We start from the raw sequence: 20,686 nt of genomic DNA on the forward strand, positions 1-20,686 counted from the left end.
TGATCTACAGTCTTTTGCGAAAACTAACATAATTATGAAGAATAAGAGTTTTCTGTTAGCTTTATTGGTTTTAATACCATTTTTATATACATACTCTGCTGAGGGATTTAAGTTTTTTAAAGAAAATGATGGAGAGTATATCGGTAAAAATATTTCTATATTTAAGGATCCAACGAAGCAGTTAACCTTTGAAAAGTTACAAAGAGAACCGGATTTGTTTAAGAAAAGCAACAAAGCCGTTCCTAATCTTGGAGCTGAAGACGTAAATAATTGGATTCGGTTTTCTGTCACGAACTTATCTGATATAAATAATTTAATTATAAACCTATCCCAAACAAATATTGATGATGTTGTTTTTTATTCTGTAAGAAATGGTATTGTTGACAGTGTACATATCAATTCTGAAAGCGACATAAATAGTTTACAATATCCTCATCAATTTTTCCTGTTTGAAATACCGCTAAATAAAGGTGAAGAAATAACTTGTTATCTTAAATTATTTAGTAATACGCAGCTTTCTGTTCCTATTTCTGTTCATAGTGCGAAAGGCCTATTTAAAACACTTTTACAGACAGATGTGTTTTCAGCAATTTATATTGGATTAATGTTATCCATGATACTGTATAATATATTTCTATACTTTTCGACGAAAGAGCCTCACTATTTCGTGTATGTGAATTATATTTTTTGGGTCACAGTTGCACAGCTCGCTATTTTAGGTCTTTTAGAACCTCTTTTCCGGATACAGAGTAGTTGGATTTCGAGTAGGATTTTGACTCTTTCGGGAGCACTCTCAGGGATTGCTACAATTTTTTTCGTTAAATCATTTCTTCAGACAGCAAAGGATTCTCCAAAGTTCAATTTTTTACTGAATGTATTTTTGGTGGGATATGTCGTAGCAATCGGACTTTTGATTGGTGGTGTAATGATCCCTGCATATAAAATGGTTAATGTAGTTGCTGGTGGCGGGTCCACTATTGTATTGATATTGGCATTTCGTTTATCGCGCGAAAAATATAGACAAACTAAGTACTTTTTATTTGCTTGGTGTATCTTTTTATTAAGTGTGTTGGTTTATGTACTAAAGGATTATAATGTACTGCCTTATAATTTTTTTACGCTTAGGGCTATACAGATAGGCTCTGTTATTGAAGCTATACTTTTATCTTTTGCCCTAGGAGATAAAATTAATATCTATCGCAAAGAGAAAGAAGAGTCTCAGGCCAGAGAATTGACAATCTCTCAAGAAAACGAACGTCTAATTCGCGAACAAAACTTTGTACTTGAACAGAAAGTTAATGAGCGTACGAGAGAGTTGACTGAATCTAATGAGTCTTTGCAGACTACATTGACGCATCTGAAAGAAACGCAATCACAACTTGTAGAAGCAGAAAAAATGGCTTCTTTAGGACAACTCACCGCTGGTGTAGCGCATGAAATCAATAATCCCATTAATTTTGTGACCTCTAATGTAGCTCCCCTAAAACGGGATATTAAGATGGTTTGGGGTACCTTAGATGAAGTAGAACGTATAGCATTTGCCGAAGGACTATCTACAGAAGAAAAGCAGGCACAAATCAAAGCATATAAAGAAGATATCGATATTGATTATTTGAAAACAGAGGTTGATTTTCTTCTTAGAGGAATGCATGATGGAGCAAGTCGTACAGCTGAAATTGTAAAGAGTCTTCGGATTTTTTCACGCGTGGATGAAGACACACTGAAATATGCTGATATTAATGAAGGGTTAGAGTCTACATTAATTATTTTAGGTAGTATTATAAAAGAGGGGATAGAGGTTGAGAAGATATATGGGGATATTCCGCAAATTGAATGTTACGCTGGTAAGTTAAACCAAGTTTTCTTAAATATATTGACAAATGCTATTTATGCGATCAACAAAAAGTACGATCGTGATACGGGTGGAAAGCTTAAAATAGAGACAGGTGTTTGCGATGATGATTCTTTTATTTATATTAACATTATGGATAATGGTATAGGCATCCCAAATGATATTCGAGAAAAGATATTTGAACCTTTCTTTACAACAAAAGATGTTGGAGAGGGGACTGGGCTGGGGATGTCGATCGCGTACAATACAATAGCAAAGCATGAGGGCAAAATTATTGTTGAATCCGAGGTTGGGGAAGGCACACTATTTAAATTAGTTATTCCTATTAAGCAAGACGTCTAGGAAAAGATTAAGCTTAAATCGCCTAAATTTCCGTAACTTTGTTTAAAGGTTATTTGGTTATCACTATTTTATTACCAAATTTATGCAAGAAGTTCCAGAGATATTATATATCGATGATGAGGTGAATAACCTAGTTGGTTTTAAAGCTAACTTTAGATATCAGTATCTGGTTCATACCGCCTCTAATACGACAGAAGCTAGAGAAATCTTGCTGGCTCATCCGGATATACGGGTTATATTCTGCGATCAACGTATGCCCGGAGAATTGGGAGTTGACTTTTTACATCGGATCAGAACGGAGTTTCCTCGACCTATAAGAATTTTACTTACGGCATATGCTGATATGGAAACTGTGGTTGATGCGGTGAATAAGGGGCATATCTTTAGATTCGTTCGTAAGCCTTGGCAGCAGGAAGAAATAATCTCATCTATAGAGGAAGCAAACAAATTTTATATTGCGACCTCAATGCTAGATATAAGAAACGAAGAACTGCAAAAAGCGTATCATGAGTTGGATAAGTTTGCTTATAGTGTGAGTCATGATTTGCGTGAGCCGCTGACAGGTATTCTTACCGCAATAAAGTTGGCAGCGGGCTTTGATCAGATTGAACGTATGCATGAGATATTGGGGCTGATGGAAGGATCTTTGATGCGTTTGGATGCCTATATTAATAGTTTGCGGGATTATTTCTTGCTTAGACGAGGAGAACTTGAGCTGTCTAATATTGATTTTCATTCATTATTTGATAATATCGCTCAGTTTTATAAAATGTACACGAAGAACAATCAAGTGGCTTTTCACGTGACTGTCGAACAGAGAGATACATTTAAAAGTGATTTAGCTGTTCTTGAGCTCGTTTTGCACAATCTGCTATCCAATGCCTTTAAATATCAACGTAAAGACAATCTGGATAAGCGGGTCGACTTATCCGTGATTGTGAAAGACGATCACGCTATCATAGAAGTAAGTGATACAGGAATTGGTATTTCGCAAGAATACATAAAAGATATATTCAGACTTTTCTTTAGAGCGAGTAATGAGGCCGAGGGTATGGGCTTCGGTCTTTACAATGTTCAGAATGCTTTGTCAAAACTACAAGGGACTATTTCTGTACAGTCAGAGTTAGGGAAAGGAACTTCCTTTAAAGTGTCAATTCCCAACAAGTAAGAGTTTTCACTCTTACTTAGGATAGTAGTTTTTGACGTAAAAGGAATTCTAACTGCTCGTTAGATACTTCTAGTTTAGAATAGGTTTCTAATACGTCTTTACGCTCTGCATATATTTCATACGCCCGCTGTATGGTTTCATCTAATTCTTCTTCACTCCAAGGTTTACTGAGATAATGGTAAATTTTTCCTTTATTAACAGCATCCACAACGGCGCTCATATCAGCATAACCTGTTAATAAAATACGCATTGGATCTGGATTTATTTTGATAATCTCTTCTAACAATGCAACACCGGTCATTTCGGGCATGCGCTGGTCAGTGATAATAATATCGATGTGATTTTTCTTCACAATATCGATAGCAGTAGGTCCGTTGATTGCTGTAAATACTTTATATTTTAACCGAAAAGTAGCCTTAAAGGAAACCAAGTTATTTTCCTCATCATCTACATACAATACTGTGATCTTGTTTTTGTTTTCCATAGTTTTAACGCATACGATCCCGCCTAGATTAGAGGAATCTCTTTGATATACAAAGTAATGAAAAGTATTGTAAGAATCAAATAGCTGATTATCGTTTGTTTTATCTCCATGTTAAAAAAATGTAAATAAGAGTGATAAGTTTCTAAACACGAAGAGGTTGCCTATACAAGGCAACCTCTTCGTGTTTAGCTAAACCTTATGTTAAGGACTAGTTGTGTACATCTTCTTGTCTAAATATTTTTGCACCAAGGTACTCTCTATTTAATCTAGCAATGTTCGTTAATTTTATACCAACAGGGCACTCAGCTTCACAAGCTCCTGTATTTGTGCAGCTACCGAAGCCTTCTGCGTCCATTTGATCTACCATCGCTTGAGCACGCTCATAACGTTCTGTTTGTCCCTGCGGTAACAAGGCAAATTGAGAAACTTTTGCTGAAACGAATAGCATTGCTGAAGCATTTTTACATGCAGCTACACAGGCTCCGCAACCAATACAAGTTGCCGATTCAAATGCCTCATCTGCAATACGCTTAGGTATAGGGATAATATTGGCATCTGGTACGCCGCCTGTATTAACGTTGACATATCCTCCTGCTTGTTGAATACGATCGAAAGCTGTACGGTCAACCGCTAAATCCTTAAGTACAGGAAATGCAGCAGCTCTCCAAGGCTCGATAACGATAGTCTGTCCGTCATGGAAGCTACGCATGTGTAATTGACAGGTGGTAGTCCCTTGATTAGGTCCATGAGGACGACCGTTGATTACTAATGAACACATACCACAGATTCCTTCACGGCAATCGTGATCAAAATATATCGGGTCTTCTCCCTTACGAGTCAAATCGTCATTGACAATATCTAGCATTTCTAAGAAAGACATATCATCTGCGATGTCTTTTGCTTGGATAGTCACGAATTGACCTGTTGATTTATCATTTTTTTGACGCCAAACTTTAAGCGTTAAATTCATGTGATTACTCATATCTGTATATGATTTTAGATTTTAGATTTCAGACAAGAGATGTTAGATCTTATAGAACTATGATGTCTCTTGTTTTTTTTCTCCAATCTATTTATAACTTCTTTGTGTTAACTTAACATTTTCGAATACTAACTCTTCTTTGTGAAGTACTTCCGCTTGTCCTTCTCCTTTGTATTCCCATGCAGCTACATAAGCGTATTCTTCATCATTACGTTTGGCTTCACCTTCTTCAGTTTGTGACTCCAGACGGAAGTGTCCACCGCATGATTCGTTGCGATTCAAGGCGTCATCGACCATCAATTCTCCTAATTCGATAAAGTCAGCAACACGACCAGCTTTTTCTAAAGACAAATTCATCTCTTCGTTTTCTCCTAATACATTAGCATTAGACCAGAATTCTTTTTTCAAATCCTGGATTAATCCTTTAGCTTTAGTCAAGCCTTCAGCTGTACGAGCCATACCACAGTATTCCCACATGATAAGACCTAACTCTTTGTGTATATCATCGACTGTTTTGGTACCGCGTAGTGCTAATAATTTCTTAATATTATCTTCTACATCTTTACGCGTTTGCTCAAAAGCCGGGTGATTTTTGTCTACAGGAGCAAAGCTTCCTAAGTTAGCCAAGTAGTCTCCAACAGTGTAAGGGATAACGAAGTAACCATCGGATAATCCTTGCATCAAAGCAGAAGCCCCTAGGCGGTTAGCACCGTGATCCGAGAAGTTTGCTTCACCTAAACAATAGAGCCCTGGTATGGTAGTCATTAAATTATAATCAACCCAAACACCACCCATAGTATAGTGTACTGCAGGGTAAATACGCATAGGTTGTTTGTATGGATTTTCATCTGTGATTTTAGCATACATGTCAAACAAGTTACCATACTTGGCACGTACCGTATCTTCTCCTAAGCGAGCAATGGCATCCTTGAAATCTAAGTAAACAGCAAATCCTGTTTTACCGACACCACGTCCATCATCAACGGCTTCTTTAGCATTACGGGAAGCTACGTCGCGAGGAACTAAGTTACCAAATGATGGGTATTTACGTTCTAGGAAGTAATCTCTATCGTCCTCTTTAACATCAGCCGGTTTCAATTCTCCTTTACGGATTTTAGCTGACATTTCTTGTGTCTTAGGAACCCATACACGACCATCATTACGTAATGACTCTGACATCAAAGTCAATTTTGACTGGTGGTCACCGGTTACAGGAATACAAGTTGGGTGAATCTGTGTATAACATGGATTGGCAAAGAAAGCACCACGTTTGTGTGCTCTCCAAGCTGCTGTTACGTTACAGCCCATAGCGTTTGTAGATAAGAAGAATACGTTTCCGTACCCACCTGTACATAATAGTACCGCATGCCCTTCGTGCGACTCTATTTTGCCGGATACCATATCTCTTGTAATGATACCTTTGGCTTGTCCATCAATTTTGACAATATCCAACATCTCGTGACGAGTGTAAGATTGTACTTTGCCTTTTTGGATTTGACGGTTCAATGCAGAGTAAGCACCAAGTAACAATTGTTGTCCTGTTTGACCACGAGCGTAGAAAGTACGAGATACTTGCGCTCCACCAAATGAACGGTTATCTAATAAGCCTCCATATTCGCGAGCAAAAGGTACACCTTGAGCTACACATTGATCTATAATATTAACAGAAACTTCTGCTAAACGATACACATTCGCTTCACGGGCACGGTAATCTCCTCCTTTAATGGTATCATAGAATAAACGATAAACCGAGTCACCATCATTTTGATAGTTTTTTGCTGCGTTGATACCTCCTTGAGCTGCGATAGAGTGTGCGCGACGAGGAGAATCTTGATAACAAAATGTTTTTACATTGTAGCCCAATTCTGCTAGAGAAGCAGCTGCTGAGGCTCCGGCCAAACCTGTTCCAACAACGATAATAGTAAATTTGCGTTTGTTGGCTGGGTTAACCAGTTTCATGTTGAATTTATGTTTTGACCATTTTTCGGCTAATGGGCCTGCTGGTACTTTTGAATCTAACATATCTTAATACTATTAATTCGATATTACAAACTTTTAAAATAGAAATACAAAGGCATTGCTGCAAAAGCGAGAGGGATAATAACCCCAAATACCCAGATCCCAAGTCCTTTGATGAATCCGATGTACCTTCTGTGATTGAAGCCTAATGTTTGAAACGCAGATTGGAATCCGTGGATCATGTGAAACGCTAAGGCAGCCATTGCTATCACATACAATAATACAATGAAAGGATTTTGAAAAGTATAGGCTACTTGTTTGTACAAATCTTTAGTTTGAATAGTCTCGATACCATTGTTTACGAAGATTTTATAACCATCATAATCACTTGGAATGGCATCAGAAGCGATAATTTGACGATTTCCAGTAGACATTTCTGTATTATACTCTACATAAGGCGTAGTGCCAAATTTGTATTGGAACCAGAATTGCTGCATGTGTGTTGCTAAGAAAACAAGAATTACAGTGCCTAATATCCCCATATTTCTAGAATTCCACTTACTACTTACATTTCCACTACCTTGGTTGTAACCGATTGGTCGTGCTGCTTTGTTGCCTAGCGTTAAAATTAAAGCATAAACAGCATGGATGATAATAGATGCGTAAAGTAAATAGGAAACTACTTTAATAGGGGTGAAGTGCGTCATGAAGTACGCATAATTGTTGAATGCATAGCCTTGATCATCCTTAAACAACTGTAAGTTACCAATCAGGTGAACTACTAAGAACGAACATAAAAATAGTCCGGTTAAGCTCATGATGAGTTTCTTTCCCAGAGAAGAAGTCAATAGTGGCTTTGATTTACTACTCATTATCCTTTTTTTTATAGATTTTAATATCGCAAAAATATCTAATTCATTTATAAAAATGACTTTAAATCCATTAAATAGCATTAATTTAGAATTGTTCTAAATCTTTCGTATTGAATGATTTTTATTTCTAGATCTTCAATTTTCGCTAAAACCAGTGTTTGTTGTTTGCCGATGTTCATATGCCCTATCGATGTTTTTGGGGATAATACGGAGGGCTTTACGGAGGGCTTTTAATAAAATTGGTCGGGACATCCTTTATATGTCCCGACCGATTTGTAATAATTTATAAGATTAAGTGCTATGACTTAAACTAGATTTTGAACAAACGGTAACCCAAACCGATACTCCACATGTTGATTTTTTGAGCTTCACCACTTCCTTTGGCGATGTCGTTCAGACCTAATTCATAGCGGAGATCAACCCGGAGGCTAGAAATGTCTACTCCGGCACCGAAAGCCCATGCTGTAGAACTCTTTTTGTACTCGGAAAAATTTAAGGCTTCTTTGATTTTATTGTCACCATTGTCATTTGTAATGAACGAGAATACGGGGCCTGTTTGGATTCTAGCCCCGATTGGTCCTAATCCAAATCTTTTGCCTAATAAAACTGGAATATCAATACTGGTAAACTTTAGCTCGCCCGTTGTCACTTCTTGAGCTTCAGTCGTTGTAAATTTCGTGTTTTTGCCAGTGATATATATTTCTGGTTGTACGTGGAAACCTAAAACCCCGATACGGGAATATAGACCCGCTTGATAACCAGCTTTGTTTTCCGAATTGAAAAAACTCTCCTCTTTTAATTTTGAGTAGTTTAAGGCACCTTTTAGTCCGATTTCAAAACTAGGCAGTACTTGTGCTTGGGCCACAGTAGCACCAGAGAATAATAGAAGTAATGAAGGTAAAAACTTTTTCATCGTTGATTTATTTATGTAGATTTGTTTTAATATACTATAGTTTAAAACGTGTTTTATGTTACAGACGACATTTCAGTCGTTGTAAATATATGCAATTTTAATACCACAATTATGAGCAGTATCAAAATTAACGAACAAGATTGGCAAGTAGCTAAAATTAAATTGAGTCGTAAATATAATCATTTGACTGATGATGATTTATATTATGCGCCAGGAGAGGAAGAGCAGCTGGTCGAGCGTTTAGCGAAGCGTTTAAAAAGGACAAAAGATTATGTTGTATTTACAATATCTAAGCAATTAGAAGATCTTTCAAGTAATAGGTTGTAATGTCAGAAAGTAATGAAATAAATTGGTCGGATTTCGAGAAGGTTGATCTACGTGTAGGCACTATCCTTGAGGTTAACGACTTTCCTGAGGCTAGGAGGCTTGCTTATCAATTGTTTATCGATTTCGGGTCCGAAATAGGGATGCGCAAGTCTAGCGCGCAAATAACTAAACTGTATACCAAAGATGAATTAGTGGGTAAACAAGTTATCGCTGTTGTGAATTTCCCCCGTAAGCAAATCGGTAAGTTTATGTCGGAGTGTTTAGTAACAGGGCTTCCCAATGAAAATGGGGATATAGTGCTCACGGCTGTAGAACGCCCATTGCCAAACGGCGCTAGATTGATGTAATATATGCGTATTTATAATTTCGAAGATACAACAGCCGAAGTAAATACGGATGAAATGTTTATGCGTGAGGCACTTCGGTTGGCCCAAAAAGCCTTTGAAGAAGATGAAGTGCCTATTGGTGCTATAATTGTTGCGCAAAATAAAATTATAGGACGAGGGTATAACCTGACTGAACGGTTGAACGATGTGACTGCGCATGCGGAAATGCAGGCATTTACCGCTGCTGCTAATTTTTTAGGGGGCAAATACTTGAAGGACTGTATATTGTATGTTACTGTAGAGCCATGTGTAATGTGTGCCGGAGCATCCTATTGGACACAAGTGTCTAGAATCGTATATGGTGCCAAGGACGAGAAGAGAGGATATAAGACAGTGGCTCCTTATGCTATTCATCCTAAAACACAGATTATCGGAGGGATTTTAGAGGAGGAGTGTGGCGAGTTAATGCGGTCTTTTTTTCGGGCTAAGCGATAAAATGGCATTATTATGAAACATTAGCTAAAGTGTTTTGTTATATTCGTGGTATTAAAATAAACTTGATAATTTAATTAAAATAAGTAACTATGGCATTTGAATTAGAAGCGTTACCATACGCAAATGACGCATTGGAACCTCATATTGATAAAGAAACAATGGAGATTCATCATGATCGCCATCATCAAGCATATGTTGATAATTTGAATAAAGCGATTGCAGGCACTGATGCAGAAAACGAATCGTTGGAAGATATCTTGAAAAATGTTAGTAAGTATTCTCCTGCTGTTCGTAACAACGGTGGGGGGCACTATAACCATAGACTTTTTTGGTCTGTTTTAGGTGCTAACGCTGGTGGAGAACCTAAAGGTGAGTTAGCTACAGCTATTAATGAAGCATTCGGTTCTTTTGATGAGTTGAAGAAGAAATTACAAGAGGCTGGTGCTACGCGTTTCGGTTCTGGATGGTCTTGGTTAATTGTTGGTGCTGATGGTAAATTAGCAGTAACCTCGACTCCAAATCAAGATAATCCTTTGATGGATATTGCGGAAGTGAAAGGAACTCCTATTTTTGGAATTGATGTATGGGAGCATGCTTATTATTTGAAATATCAAAATAAACGTCCAGCCTATTTGGAAGCTGTTTTCAATGTCGTAAATTGGGATGCTGTTGCTAAAAACTACGCGGCCGCTAAATAGTACTGAGTTTTAACGGGTTTAATAAAAAGCGACATGGAATTCCATTGTCGCTTTTTATTTACCAAGCATATGTTGCAAAAGTAAGTAGCGATTAAGGTTAGGTATATGAAGCCAATTCAATTTACAGTTTCTGTGTACGGTGAAGGCGTTTTCGCTGTTATGGAGGACAAAAAGGAAAACTTCTACAATTATTATCATCGTCATGATGAAGCGCAGATAACCTATATACTTAAAGGTAAAGGGACAATTATGGTGGGGAATATTTTACAGTCTTTTCAGTCTGGAGATATCTTTGTTTTAAAGCCAAATGAACCCCACATGTTTGATCGAGATATGGAGTGTGAAGAGGAGATTGTTGATATTCACGCTATTCATATTTTTGTTAATCTAGAGCGGATGAGAAAGCTTTATCATATTCCAGAGTTCGAGAGTGTTAAAGATTATTTGTTAGAGTTAGATACAAGTAAACGCGTAGATCGAAGCGTTTCTGAGTCAATGATGCATTATTTTACTAATTTGATGGTCAAGACATCTATGCCGCGTTTTACAGAGTTTCTTTCTTTACTTTATGCATTGGCTTTTCATAAGGGGGAGGCTTCGTCACTTTATTCTGGCGTTCGAAACGTAACTTACTCTGATAAGGATGGTGCACGGATTAGTCAGGTCTACAAGTATACTTTTGATCATTATAATGAAGATATCACCGTCGAGCAGGTAGCCTCAATTGTACATATGACGGCGACATCATTTTGTAAATTTTTTAAGAAGCATACAAGAAAAACATATATAAGCTTTTTGAACGAGGTACGAATTGAGAAGGCCTGCCAGATTTTGATTGATAATAAATCGGAACATATAGCAGAAGCAGCTTTTCAATCGGGATTTAATAATGTTGTCCATTTTAATCGCGTTTTTAAGTCTATTACCAAGATGTCTCCACGAAAGTATATAGCACAGCATACGGTAGAAGTATAACAAAAATTGCAGTCGGTAATTGGCTTTTGTGATTTTTATTTTTGATGTATACTATTGATTTATAGTTGCTTTTGGAAGATGTTTTGTTTTTTTTTAAATTCATGGAGTCTTCTTTTTGGATAGAATATGTTTATTTATGGACAATTGAAGATTATAAATTCAGGGATATATTTCGTTATTTTACAGTTATAATAAATAAAATAAAATTATGTTAAAGGGATTTTTTAATGTTCCGGCTCCTATTAACGAACCGGTATATTCATACGCACCAGGCACTAAGGAAAGAGCTTTATTACGTCAGGCTATCAATGATGCAAGAGCGCAAGAAATTGACGTTCCTATGTACATCGGTGATAAAGAAGTTCGTACGGAGAAAAAAGTTAAATTGACTCCTCCACACGATCATAAACATATTTTGGGATATTATTCTCAAGGTACCAAAGAACATGTTAAAGAGGCTATCCAGGTGGCTTTATCTGCTAAGGAAGATTGGGAAAACTTACCTTGGGAACAACGTGCTGCGGTATTTTTGAAAGCGGCCGAGTTGATCGCTACTAAATATCGTTATAAGCTCAACGCAGCTACAATGTTAGGGCAATCCAAAAATCCTTATCAAGCAGAGATTGATTCGGCGTGTGAAATCGTAGACTTTTTACGTTTCAACGTGAAATATATGTCTGAGATCTATCAACAACAACCGCCAGCAAACAGCAAAGGGGTATGGAATCGTGTTGAGCAACGTCCTTTAGAGGGGTTCGTTTTTGCGTTGACACCTTTTAACTTTACGGCAATTGCTGGTAATTTGCCAACATCAGTAGCGATGATGGGAAATGTAGTCGTTTGGAAGCCTTCCAATACACAGATCTATTCGGCGAATGTGCTTATGCAGATTTTCAAAGAAGCCGGACTTCCTGATGGCGTTATCAATTTGGTGTATGTTTCTGGACCTGATGCTGGTGATGTGATTTTTAAACACCCAGATTTTGCAGGTATACATTTTACAGGATCAACAGGAGTATTTCAAGATATCTGGAAGACTATTGGTGAAAATATCCATTTGTATAAAACCTATCCACGTATTGTTGGTGAGACTGGTGGAAAAGATTTTATCGTTGCACATTCGTCAGCTGACTTAGATGTGTTGAATACAGCATTGATTCGTGGTGCGTTTGAGTTCCAAGGACAAAAATGTTCTGCTGCATCTAGAGCATATATTCCACAATCCCTTTGGAATGATCTAAAAGGGTTAATGGAAAGAGATATTAAATCTTTCAAGATCGGAGGGACAGAAGATTTCAGTAATTTTATCAATGCTGTGATTGACGAGAAGTCGTTTGATAAAATTACGAGTTACATCGATAGAGCAAAAGAGTCTAAAGACGCTGAAGTTATCATCGGAGGTACTTACGATAAGTCAACAGGATATTTTATCCATCCGACGGTCATTCTAGCTAAAACGCCAGATTATGAAACACTATCTGAAGAATTATTTGGACCAGTATTGACTATTTATGTGTATGAGGATGAGCAATGGTCGGATATGTTAAAATTGGTAGATAGCACATCTATTTATGCGTTAACAGGTGCGATTATTTCCCAAGATCGGTATGCTGCACAAGAAGCTACACATGCATTACGTAATGCTGCTGGTAACTTCTATATAAATGATAAATGTACAGGGGCTGTTGTAGGCCAACAACCATTTGGTGGAGCAAGGGGCTCTGGTACAAATGATAAGGCAGGGTCGATGATAAACTTATTACGTTGGGTTTCGCCTCGTACAATTAAAGAAACTTTTACGCCAGATACGGATTATAGGTATCCATTCTTGTCTGACGAGCAATAAAATCAAGATAGTTTTAGTAGAAAAGGCACAATCGTCAGATTGTGCCTTTTTTTAATCATTACTTTAAGCTTTTGAGAAGCTATTAATGAGTTCTCCAGTTTCCTTCTTTAATTTCACATCTAGTTTTTTTCCTGATGCGGATACTTCAATAAGCGTACGTTGACCTTGTTTTGGGCCACCACCTATAATAACTGGATAATTGTGATCTGTATTCGCAGGGTAAAATCCAAATTTATGTGTGTGGCCGGAAATCAATGCGTCCACATTATGTTTCTGCAAGAGATCATGAAAACATTCTCTATTATGTAGTGTGCCATGCCAATCATCGGAATGGAAGAATGGAATATGATTTAGGACCAGAGTATGTTTGGCTTTTTTTCTTTCTTTTGATGTTAGAACTTTAGCTAACCATTCTTTCTGTTCGAGCCGATACGTATCATAATCAACGGTGTTCGCATATACCTCATGATTGTCTGGTTTATCTTCTCCTCCGTCTAAGAGAATCCAAAAGACAGGTCCCAATAAGAATGCCTGGTAAAACTTGTTGTTTGGGTAATCGAAATATCTTTTATAATCCCTTGCGAATGAGCCTCTTGTTTCGTGATTCCCTCTGATCATTACAAAGGGGGTCTGCGATGAAGAAAGGTCATTCATGGGTTGAAATAGTTTACTAACTAGTTCTTGGGATCGAGTGACATAATGGAATAAGTCTCCATTTAATAAGATAGCGTCCTTTCTTGGTAAAGTGCTTCGATCAAAAAGTAATTTATAACTTTTTACATCCTCATGGATGTCGTTTAATATGAGTACGTGAACGTCTTCTTTTGCGAAAGGTAGCTTGGTTGTTATCGCTTGCGTCCCGATCTCTTTGCCATATTCAATTTTATAAGGGTCAAATTTGATAATCTCTTTTGCAACTATACGATATTTGAAATCTTTGCCTAAATGAGGGACTTTAAATTTAAAGAAGTCTGTATTTGCGTTGCGCATGCCATCTTCTGTCTGATAAATGGAGCTATAAGAATTGCCATTATCATCCAAGAGCTCGACCCAGGCCAAGCAAGGTTTGTTAAAAAATGCACAGATTGTGACATTTTCGGAATCAAAGTTTTGAAGATAGGGAGGACAGGATAATGAAAAATCATTCTTTTGTTGATTTTCCGTATACGCAGAAGTCGTCTTAATTGTTGTGCTAAGACCAATAGCTCCGACAGTCTTTAGGAAAAATCTTCTATCAATTGCCATAATAAGTTAAGGTTGTTCCTAGCTAAAGTACATAAAATAGGAGGATTTTTGCATAAGTAATAGAGTTGTTGCAGTTAACAAATAGAAAAGGGAGCTTACTTAAACGCTCCCTTTTATCTCTTATTTAAGTAAGTGATATTATTCTTCTAATAAGGCTGATTGATCTACAGTCTCACCTGTTACTTCTGCTCTTATTTTTGACTCAAGCTCGTCCATTAAATCTGGATTATCGAATAAAAGGTTCTTAACAGCATCACGACCTTGTCCTAACTTAGTGTCACCGTAGCTAAACCAAGAACCTGATTTTTTTATAATGTTATATTCGACACCCAAGTCGATAATCTCTCCTACTTTGGAAATTCCTTCTCCAAACATAATATCAAACTCTGCGATACGGAAAGGAGGAGCTACTTTATTTTTAACAATTTTTACTTTTACTCTGTTTCCTGATACTTCATCCGAATCTTTAATTTGAGATGTGCGGCGGATGTCTAAACGGACTGATGCATAGAATTTTAGTGCATTACCCCCTGTTGTTGTCTCTGGATTACCAAACATTACGCCAATTTTTTCGCGTAATTGGTTAATAAAAATACAACAACAGTTTGTTTTAGAAATAGTACCTGTAAGCTTACGCAATGCTTGAGACATGAGGCGAGCTTGAAGTCCCATCTTAGATTCTCCCATTTCACCTTCTATCTCTCCTTTAGGTACTAAGGCTGCAACAGAGTCAATCACGATTACATCTATAGCTCCAGAGCGTATAAGGTTGTCTGCAATTTCTAGCGCCTGTTCACCATTGTCTGGTTGAGAGATTAAAAGGTTCTCTACATCGACGCCTAACTTTTGTGCGTAATATTTATCAAATGCATGCTCCGCATCGATTATTGCTGCGATTCCTCCTTTTTTCTGTGCTTCTGCTACAATGTGTGTGGCCAAAGTTGTTTTTCCGGAAGATTCAGGACCATATATTTCGATAATACGACCTTTGGGAACCCCTCCAATACCTAAGGCAATATCTAGGCCCAATGAACCTGTAGAAATAGCTTCGATGGGTTCAACTGCTGAATCGCCTAATTTCATGATAGTACCTTTTCCGTAAGATTTTTCTAACTTATCTAAGGTAAGCTGTAGTGCTTTTAGTTTGTCTGCGTTACTCATGTTTTTAGTATTGTTATGTCAAATATATAACCTTTATTTTTTAAATGCAATTTTTTTGCTAAAATAATTAGTTTATCGCTATTCGTGTTAATATTTTATAGATTCATTGTTTTTTTATCAATAGGTTTTGCTTTTTTCGTTTTTTCAAAGTATTTGCAAAAGTAGGTGATAGGGCATTGCTCGCATTTTGGCGTTCTTGCAAGACAAATATATCGGCCGTGTAGAATAAGCCAGTGGTGTGCTATTGCTATTGTCTCCTGAGGTAGATATTTAACTAGCTGTTTCTCAACGGCCAAAGGGGTTGTAGCATTGCTGGTCAAACCGAGTCTGTTGCTGACTCGAAACACATGGGTGTCAACGGCCATAGAAGGATTGTTATAGACAACCGATGATATTACATTAGCCGTCTTACGACCTACTCCCGGTAGCTTTACTAGATCTTCTACTTTTTCAGGGACAATACCCTTAAAATCAACTAACAACTTTTGAGCCATACCTACTAGGTGTTTCGCTTTATTATTTGGATAGCTTACAGATCTAATATAACTAAATACCTCATCCTGACTACTAGCGGCTAGAGACTCTGGATCTGGAAAGCGATTAAAAAGGGCTGGAGTGACTTGATTGATTCTTTTATCGGTACATTGAGCGGATAAAATCACGGCTACCAAAAGTTCATAGGGGTTTCCATAGTGAAGTTCCGTTTGAGCATCTGGATTGTGTGTTGAAAAATATTCTACAAAGGCTTTATAGCGGTCTTTTTTTAACATAAACAAAGATACTCATTTTGCCGGATACTGTAGAAACAACAAAGTCTCTAAACTTTTAGAGACTTTGTTGTTTACTTGCTTACAAAGGTTTTTGAGTAGGCGAGAATGTTGTCTATAACATTTTGAGAAGGTTCTTTTGCTAGACTTTGGATACCATTTTTAATCTTTGTCTCGAAATTTACTTCTGCTTCAGTTATCACTTCCTTTAAATCGCTGTTGTAAGCTTCTTCATAAATTGTAGTAGAATTTTCAACCATAAGCGTCTTATTTATTGTTGTTTAGTAGTAAAACGCAAAATAGGAATTATTATTATAGAAAATTTAACATTTTTTTACTTTTTGCTAGAAATTTTCTTATTTGCTTCTACAACAGCATTATATGCATTTACTATTCCTCCACTTACAGATATTTCGTCTAGATATACCTTTTTACTGGATCCGTCTTGTTTTACCTTCACCTTTTGATCCACCTTCGTAACAGATTTGAGAATTACATCTTTAACCTCTTCAGCACTTAATTGTGGGTAGTAGGATCGAAGGATAGCAGCGAGTCCAGATACAACAGGGGCTGCCATACTTGTACCTTGTTGTTCTTTGTATTGATTCTCTGGCATTGTTGAGTTTATAGCTACACCAGGAGCGAATACGTCAACGGATTTATATCCGTAATTCGAAAAGTCTGCCAGAAGATCGCTATCCATTTTCCATGAGGTGGCACCGACAGTAATCCATCCCTTAGCTTCTCCAGTTATCGCATTAAGGCTATCTGTATAGTATTTGTTCGGATAGTTTGGTGTGATATCAATATTTTTTCCGTCGTTTCCTGCCGCATGAACCAATAGTACATCCTTTTCCATAGCATAGCGAATAGCATCATCTACTGTTTTCTTATTGTAATAGTATCCTTTACCAAAGCTCATGTTTATGATTCTAGCGCCATTATCGACAGCGTAGCGAATTCCATTTGCAACATCCTTATCTCTTTCATCCCCATTAGGTACGACGCGAATAGACATAATTTCTACATTATCTGCAACACCGTTGATACCAATATTATTGTTCCTTTTGGCTCCTATGATTCCAGCTACGTGGGTGCCGTGTTCTGCATCCGGGCCTTTTACATCTGGATTGCCGTAATTGCGTTCTGTTGCATCATTGTAATTGTCACCAATAATGGATCTTGAATCATAGTCTTTATTCAAGTGATATTTGACTTGAGCGCCAAAGTAATCAGTAGCTTCTTCAATATCTTTATAGAATTTTTCGAAACCAGCTCCTTCTACCTCTTTTTTGGCGATACGAATAGCGAGTTTTTGCTGATCATTTTCTGTCTTGAAGTTGTCTAAATCTTCTTTTGTAATATCCTTAGGTTCTTTCCCGATTTTAGCAATGACTTTGTCAATACTTTGTTTAAGTCGGCCATAGTTTAAATCGCCGAATTGAGCTTCGTCCATTTTACTGGTATAATCCGAGATCATTTTTTGGTAGGCAACAAACTCTCTTCTTTCAGCTTCAGAAAGACGCGTGCTTGGAAGGATTGATATGTACTTTGGTTCAAATTTGCGAATTAGACGAGTAACTTCTAGGTTGTCATAGTTCACATTCTCACCATTGGCATTTCCTATAAAATTCCAGCCGTATTTGTCATCAATATATCCATTTCCATCATCGTCTTTGCCATTTGTATTGGCGTCTTTTTTATTGATCCATAATACTTCCTTAAGATCTTCATGTTTTACATCTACACCGCCATCGATTACAGCAACAATCACCGGTGTAGATTTTTGCCCTTTTAATAATTCATAAGCTCTTTCGGTACTGATGCCAAAAATGCCGTCAGTCTTGTAATCTAGATTGTACCAGTTTGCGGGGGCCTTATCCTTCTTGTCCTGAGAGAATCCAGAATAAGGAAGTATACTAATACCCAACAGGGCAATGAATAATTTTGTCTTATGCATAGTTTGTTTTTTGTTTCAATTGCAAATATAATGCTAGGAGCTGTGTCAAAATAGTTAAATCTATGTAAAATAAGTATTGTAACTTAATAATTGCAGAGTTTTTGTATTTTTAAATTCTATTCGTCAATTATAACATAGGTCTATGGTGAGAAAAATAAATAATTACATAATAATATTAAGTATGGCAGCAGCATCTTGTGCCCCACAAGCAGATACCGTTAGTACAGTAACTTGGCCCGATATTCAAGCTCCTGTAGCAGAAATAAAACCTTATACTAGAATTGTGCACGGAGACACCGTGGTTGATAACTATTATTGGCTGAATGACTATTTCAAAAAAGGAGCAGACTCATCTGCGGTTATTAAGTATTTAAAACAAGAGAACGATTATACAGCCCTCATGTTGAAAAGTACGGAACCATTACAAGAGAAGTTATTCAACGAGATGAAGTCCAGAATTAAAGAGAAAGACGAATCTGTACCTTACTTGGAGAATGGTTATTATTATTACCGACGCACAGAGGAGGGGAGACAATACTATAAGTTTTGTCGAAAAAAAGGTGGACTTGACGGTAAAGAGGAAGTCTTGTTGGATGTCGATGAGATGGCAAAAGGAATGGCTTATTATGCCGTTTCGGGACTAGCTGTAAGCCCTGATAACAAGTTTTTGGCTTATGGAGTAGATACTGTTTCTAGAAGGGAATATGTAATTCATATTAAAAATCTAGAAACAGGTGAGTTGCTTACGGATAGGATTTCTAATACGACCGGTAGTGCTGTCTGGGCATCCGATAATAAAACAATATTTTATACAAAGATTCATCCTATAACGCTTTTGTCTGAAAAGATCAAACGACATTCATTGGGGACCAGTAGTGAACTGGATGCGGAGGTATATCAGGAAAGGGATAATACAAATTATATTTGGGTTAATAAATCAAAGAATGGACGGTATATCTTTATACAATCTCAAGGGACTTTGAGTACTGAAGTCAGGTACTTGTCAGCAGATGAACCTACTGGTGCTTTCCGGGTATTTCAAGAGAGACAAAAGGATGTCTTATACTCGGTTACAGCATTGGAAGATAGGTTTTTGGTAACGACCAATGCTGGAGCACAAAATTTTAAAGTCGTATCCTGCCCATTGGATAAGACGACAAAGGAAAACTGGAAAGAATATATACCACATAGATCGGATGTGCTCATAGAGGGGTTGGACGAGTTTAAAAACTTTTTGGTGATTTCAACACGGAAAAACGGACTCACAAACTTAACGATACGGGATCTAAAAACGAATAAGGATCATGCATTAGATTTTGGTGAAGCAGCCTATACTGTTTATCCAAGTATCAATGTTGAGTATAGCAGCGATGTCGTACGTTATGGATACACGTCTTTAGTTACGCCTTTATCTACCTTCGATTATAACATGCTTACCAAGGAAAGAATACTTCTGAAACAACAAGAGGTATTGGGAGGATATAATGTAGATGATTACATTACAGAACGTGCCTTTGCTCCAGCCACGGACGGCGTACTTGTCCCGATATCCCTGGTGTATAAAAAGGGAACAAATAAAGATGGATCAGCTCCACTTTATTTGTATGCTTATGGATCGTATGGAGCATCTATGGATCCTACATTCAGTAGTACGAGATTATCTCTCCTCGATCGAGGTTTTATTTATGCCATAGCCCATATTCGCGGTGGAGAAGAAATGGGAAGACAATGGTATGAGGATGGCAAACTGATGAAGAAGAAAAATACTTTTACGGATTTTATCGACTGCGGAAGGTATCTGATTAATCAAAAATATACCAGTAAGGGACATCTCTATGCTGAAGGAGGAAGTGCTGGCGGTTTATTGATGGGAGCAGTAGTTAATATGGCTCCTGATTTATGGAACGGTGTAATCGCAGCGGTCCCTTTTGTCGATGTTGTTACCACAATGCTAGATGAGACGATACCATTGACAACTAATGAGTATGACGAATGGGGGAATCCTAATAATAAAGAGGCATACGATTACATGAAGTCTTATTCGCCTTATGAAAATATCGAAGAGAAAGCCTATCCTAACCTCTTAGTAACAACTGGATTGCATGATAGCCAAGTTCAGTATTTTGAACCTGCAAAGTGGGTGGCTCGTTTGCGCACAGCTCATACAGGAAATAGTGTTATTTTACTGAAGACTGATATGGATTTTGGACATGGGGGCGCTTCAGGACGATTTGATTACTTAAAAGACCAGGCGCTTGAATATGCGTTTATCTTAAAATTGGAAGGTATTAGTAAATGATGAATTAGATAAATT

The 20,686-nt window shown here is 37.3% G+C and carries 19 protein-coding genes; 9 read left to right on the forward strand and 10 right to left on the reverse strand.

Annotated features, from left to right (window positions below; genetic code table 11):
* The first annotated feature begins 34 nt into the window (after nt 1-34).
* A complete protein-coding gene (locus G7B18_RS19210) occupies nt 35-2,194 on the forward strand; it encodes a 7TM diverse intracellular signaling domain-containing protein (RefSeq protein WP_164108595.1) in 2,160 nt (719 codons plus the stop codon).
* An 82-nt stretch (nt 2,195-2,276) separates the two neighbouring features.
* A complete protein-coding gene (locus G7B18_RS08590) occupies nt 2,277-3,362 on the forward strand; it encodes a sensor histidine kinase (protein WP_164108594.1) in 1,086 nt (361 codons plus the stop codon).
* 16 nt (nt 3,363-3,378) lie between these two features.
* Here the strand turns inward: G7B18_RS08590 and G7B18_RS08595 are convergent, their stop codons facing one another.
* The 5 genes from G7B18_RS08595 to G7B18_RS08615 form a co-directional block, all read right to left on the reverse strand.
* A complete protein-coding gene (locus tag G7B18_RS08595; protein ID WP_079644987.1) occupies nt 3,379-3,846 on the reverse strand; it encodes a response regulator in 468 nt (155 codons plus the stop codon).
* 208 nt (nt 3,847-4,054) lie between these two features.
* Entirely contained in the window at nt 4,055-4,828 is a 774-nt protein-coding gene (locus G7B18_RS08600; RefSeq protein WP_205600169.1) for a succinate dehydrogenase/fumarate reductase iron-sulfur subunit, read from the reverse strand.
* A gap of 87 nt (nt 4,829-4,915) precedes the next feature.
* Nucleotides 4,916-6,850 (reverse strand): fumarate reductase/succinate dehydrogenase flavoprotein subunit, encoded by a 1,935-nt coding sequence (locus tag G7B18_RS08605; RefSeq protein ID WP_164108593.1) that lies wholly within the window; start codon nt 6,848-6,850, stop codon nt 4,916-4,918.
* 23 nt (nt 6,851-6,873) lie between these two features.
* Nucleotides 6,874-7,659: a succinate dehydrogenase cytochrome b subunit gene (locus tag G7B18_RS08610; RefSeq protein WP_079645097.1), complete on the reverse strand. Its 786-nt coding sequence runs from the start codon at nt 7,657-7,659 to the stop codon at nt 6,874-6,876.
* 310 nt (nt 7,660-7,969) lie between these two features.
* Nucleotides 7,970-8,572, reverse strand: coding sequence for a porin family protein (locus G7B18_RS08615; protein WP_164122367.1), 603 nt, complete (start codon nt 8,570-8,572; stop codon nt 7,970-7,972).
* Nucleotides 8,573-8,683: 111 nt separating this feature from the next.
* Between G7B18_RS08615 and G7B18_RS08620 the strand changes: the two genes are divergently transcribed.
* From G7B18_RS08620 to pruA, 6 genes are all read left to right on the forward strand, one after another.
* Complete coding sequence (locus G7B18_RS08620) at nt 8,684-8,899, forward strand: hypothetical protein (RefSeq protein WP_079645095.1); 216 nt, start codon at nt 8,684-8,686, stop codon at nt 8,897-8,899.
* A complete protein-coding gene (locus G7B18_RS08625; RefSeq protein ID WP_164122368.1) occupies nt 8,899-9,246 on the forward strand; it encodes a tRNA-binding protein in 348 nt (115 codons plus the stop codon). The genes G7B18_RS08620 and G7B18_RS08625 overlap by 1 nt, the downstream gene beginning before the upstream one ends.
* 3 nt (nt 9,247-9,249) lie before the next feature.
* Nucleotides 9,250-9,720: a nucleoside deaminase gene (locus tag G7B18_RS08630; protein WP_164122369.1), complete on the forward strand. Its 471-nt coding sequence runs from the start codon at nt 9,250-9,252 to the stop codon at nt 9,718-9,720.
* Between the two features lie 89 nt (nt 9,721-9,809).
* Nucleotides 9,810-10,418 (forward strand): superoxide dismutase, encoded by a 609-nt coding sequence (locus tag G7B18_RS08635; protein WP_164108588.1) that lies wholly within the window; start codon nt 9,810-9,812, stop codon nt 10,416-10,418.
* Between the two features lie 105 nt (nt 10,419-10,523).
* Nucleotides 10,524-11,393: a helix-turn-helix domain-containing protein gene (locus G7B18_RS08640; protein ID WP_164108587.1), complete on the forward strand. Its 870-nt coding sequence runs from the start codon at nt 10,524-10,526 to the stop codon at nt 11,391-11,393.
* A 208-nt stretch (nt 11,394-11,601) separates the two neighbouring features.
* Entirely contained in the window at nt 11,602-13,239 is a 1,638-nt protein-coding gene (gene pruA, locus G7B18_RS08645) for an L-glutamate gamma-semialdehyde dehydrogenase (protein WP_164122370.1), read from the forward strand.
* A 63-nt stretch (nt 13,240-13,302) separates the two neighbouring features.
* Here pruA and G7B18_RS08650 read toward each other — a convergent pair whose 3' ends face one another.
* From G7B18_RS08650 to G7B18_RS08670, 5 genes are all read right to left on the reverse strand, one after another.
* On the reverse strand, nt 13,303-14,484 hold the full coding sequence (locus G7B18_RS08650) for a metallophosphoesterase family protein (protein WP_164108585.1): 1,182 nt from the start codon (nt 14,482-14,484) through the stop codon (nt 13,303-13,305).
* Nucleotides 14,485-14,622: 138 nt separating this feature from the next.
* The gene (gene recA / locus G7B18_RS08655; RefSeq protein WP_164108584.1) at nt 14,623-15,645 is read right to left on the reverse strand and encodes a recombinase RecA; all 1,023 of its coding nucleotides are present in this window, start codon (nt 15,643-15,645) and stop codon (nt 14,623-14,625) included.
* 95 nt (nt 15,646-15,740) lie between these two features.
* A complete protein-coding gene (gene nth / locus G7B18_RS08660; RefSeq protein ID WP_164108583.1) occupies nt 15,741-16,415 on the reverse strand; it encodes an endonuclease III in 675 nt (224 codons plus the stop codon).
* A 71-nt stretch (nt 16,416-16,486) separates the two neighbouring features.
* Entirely contained in the window at nt 16,487-16,672 is a 186-nt protein-coding gene (locus G7B18_RS08665) for a hypothetical protein (RefSeq protein ID WP_164108582.1), read from the reverse strand.
* A gap of 74 nt (nt 16,673-16,746) precedes the next feature.
* Nucleotides 16,747-18,372: a S8 family peptidase gene (locus G7B18_RS08670; protein WP_164108581.1), complete on the reverse strand. Its 1,626-nt coding sequence runs from the start codon at nt 18,370-18,372 to the stop codon at nt 16,747-16,749.
* Between the two features lie 181 nt (nt 18,373-18,553).
* Between G7B18_RS08670 and G7B18_RS08675 the strand changes: the two genes are divergently transcribed.
* Nucleotides 18,554-20,671, forward strand: a complete 2,118-nt coding sequence (locus G7B18_RS08675; RefSeq protein ID WP_240452809.1) for a S9 family peptidase — start codon at nt 18,554-18,556, stop codon at nt 20,669-20,671.
* The last annotated feature ends 15 nt before the right edge of the window (nt 20,672-20,686 follow it).

It is taken from the genome of Sphingobacterium sp. xlx-130 (genome assembly GCF_011007405.1).
GTDB lineage: Bacteria > Bacteroidota > Bacteroidia > Sphingobacteriales > Sphingobacteriaceae > Sphingobacterium > Sphingobacterium luzhongxinii.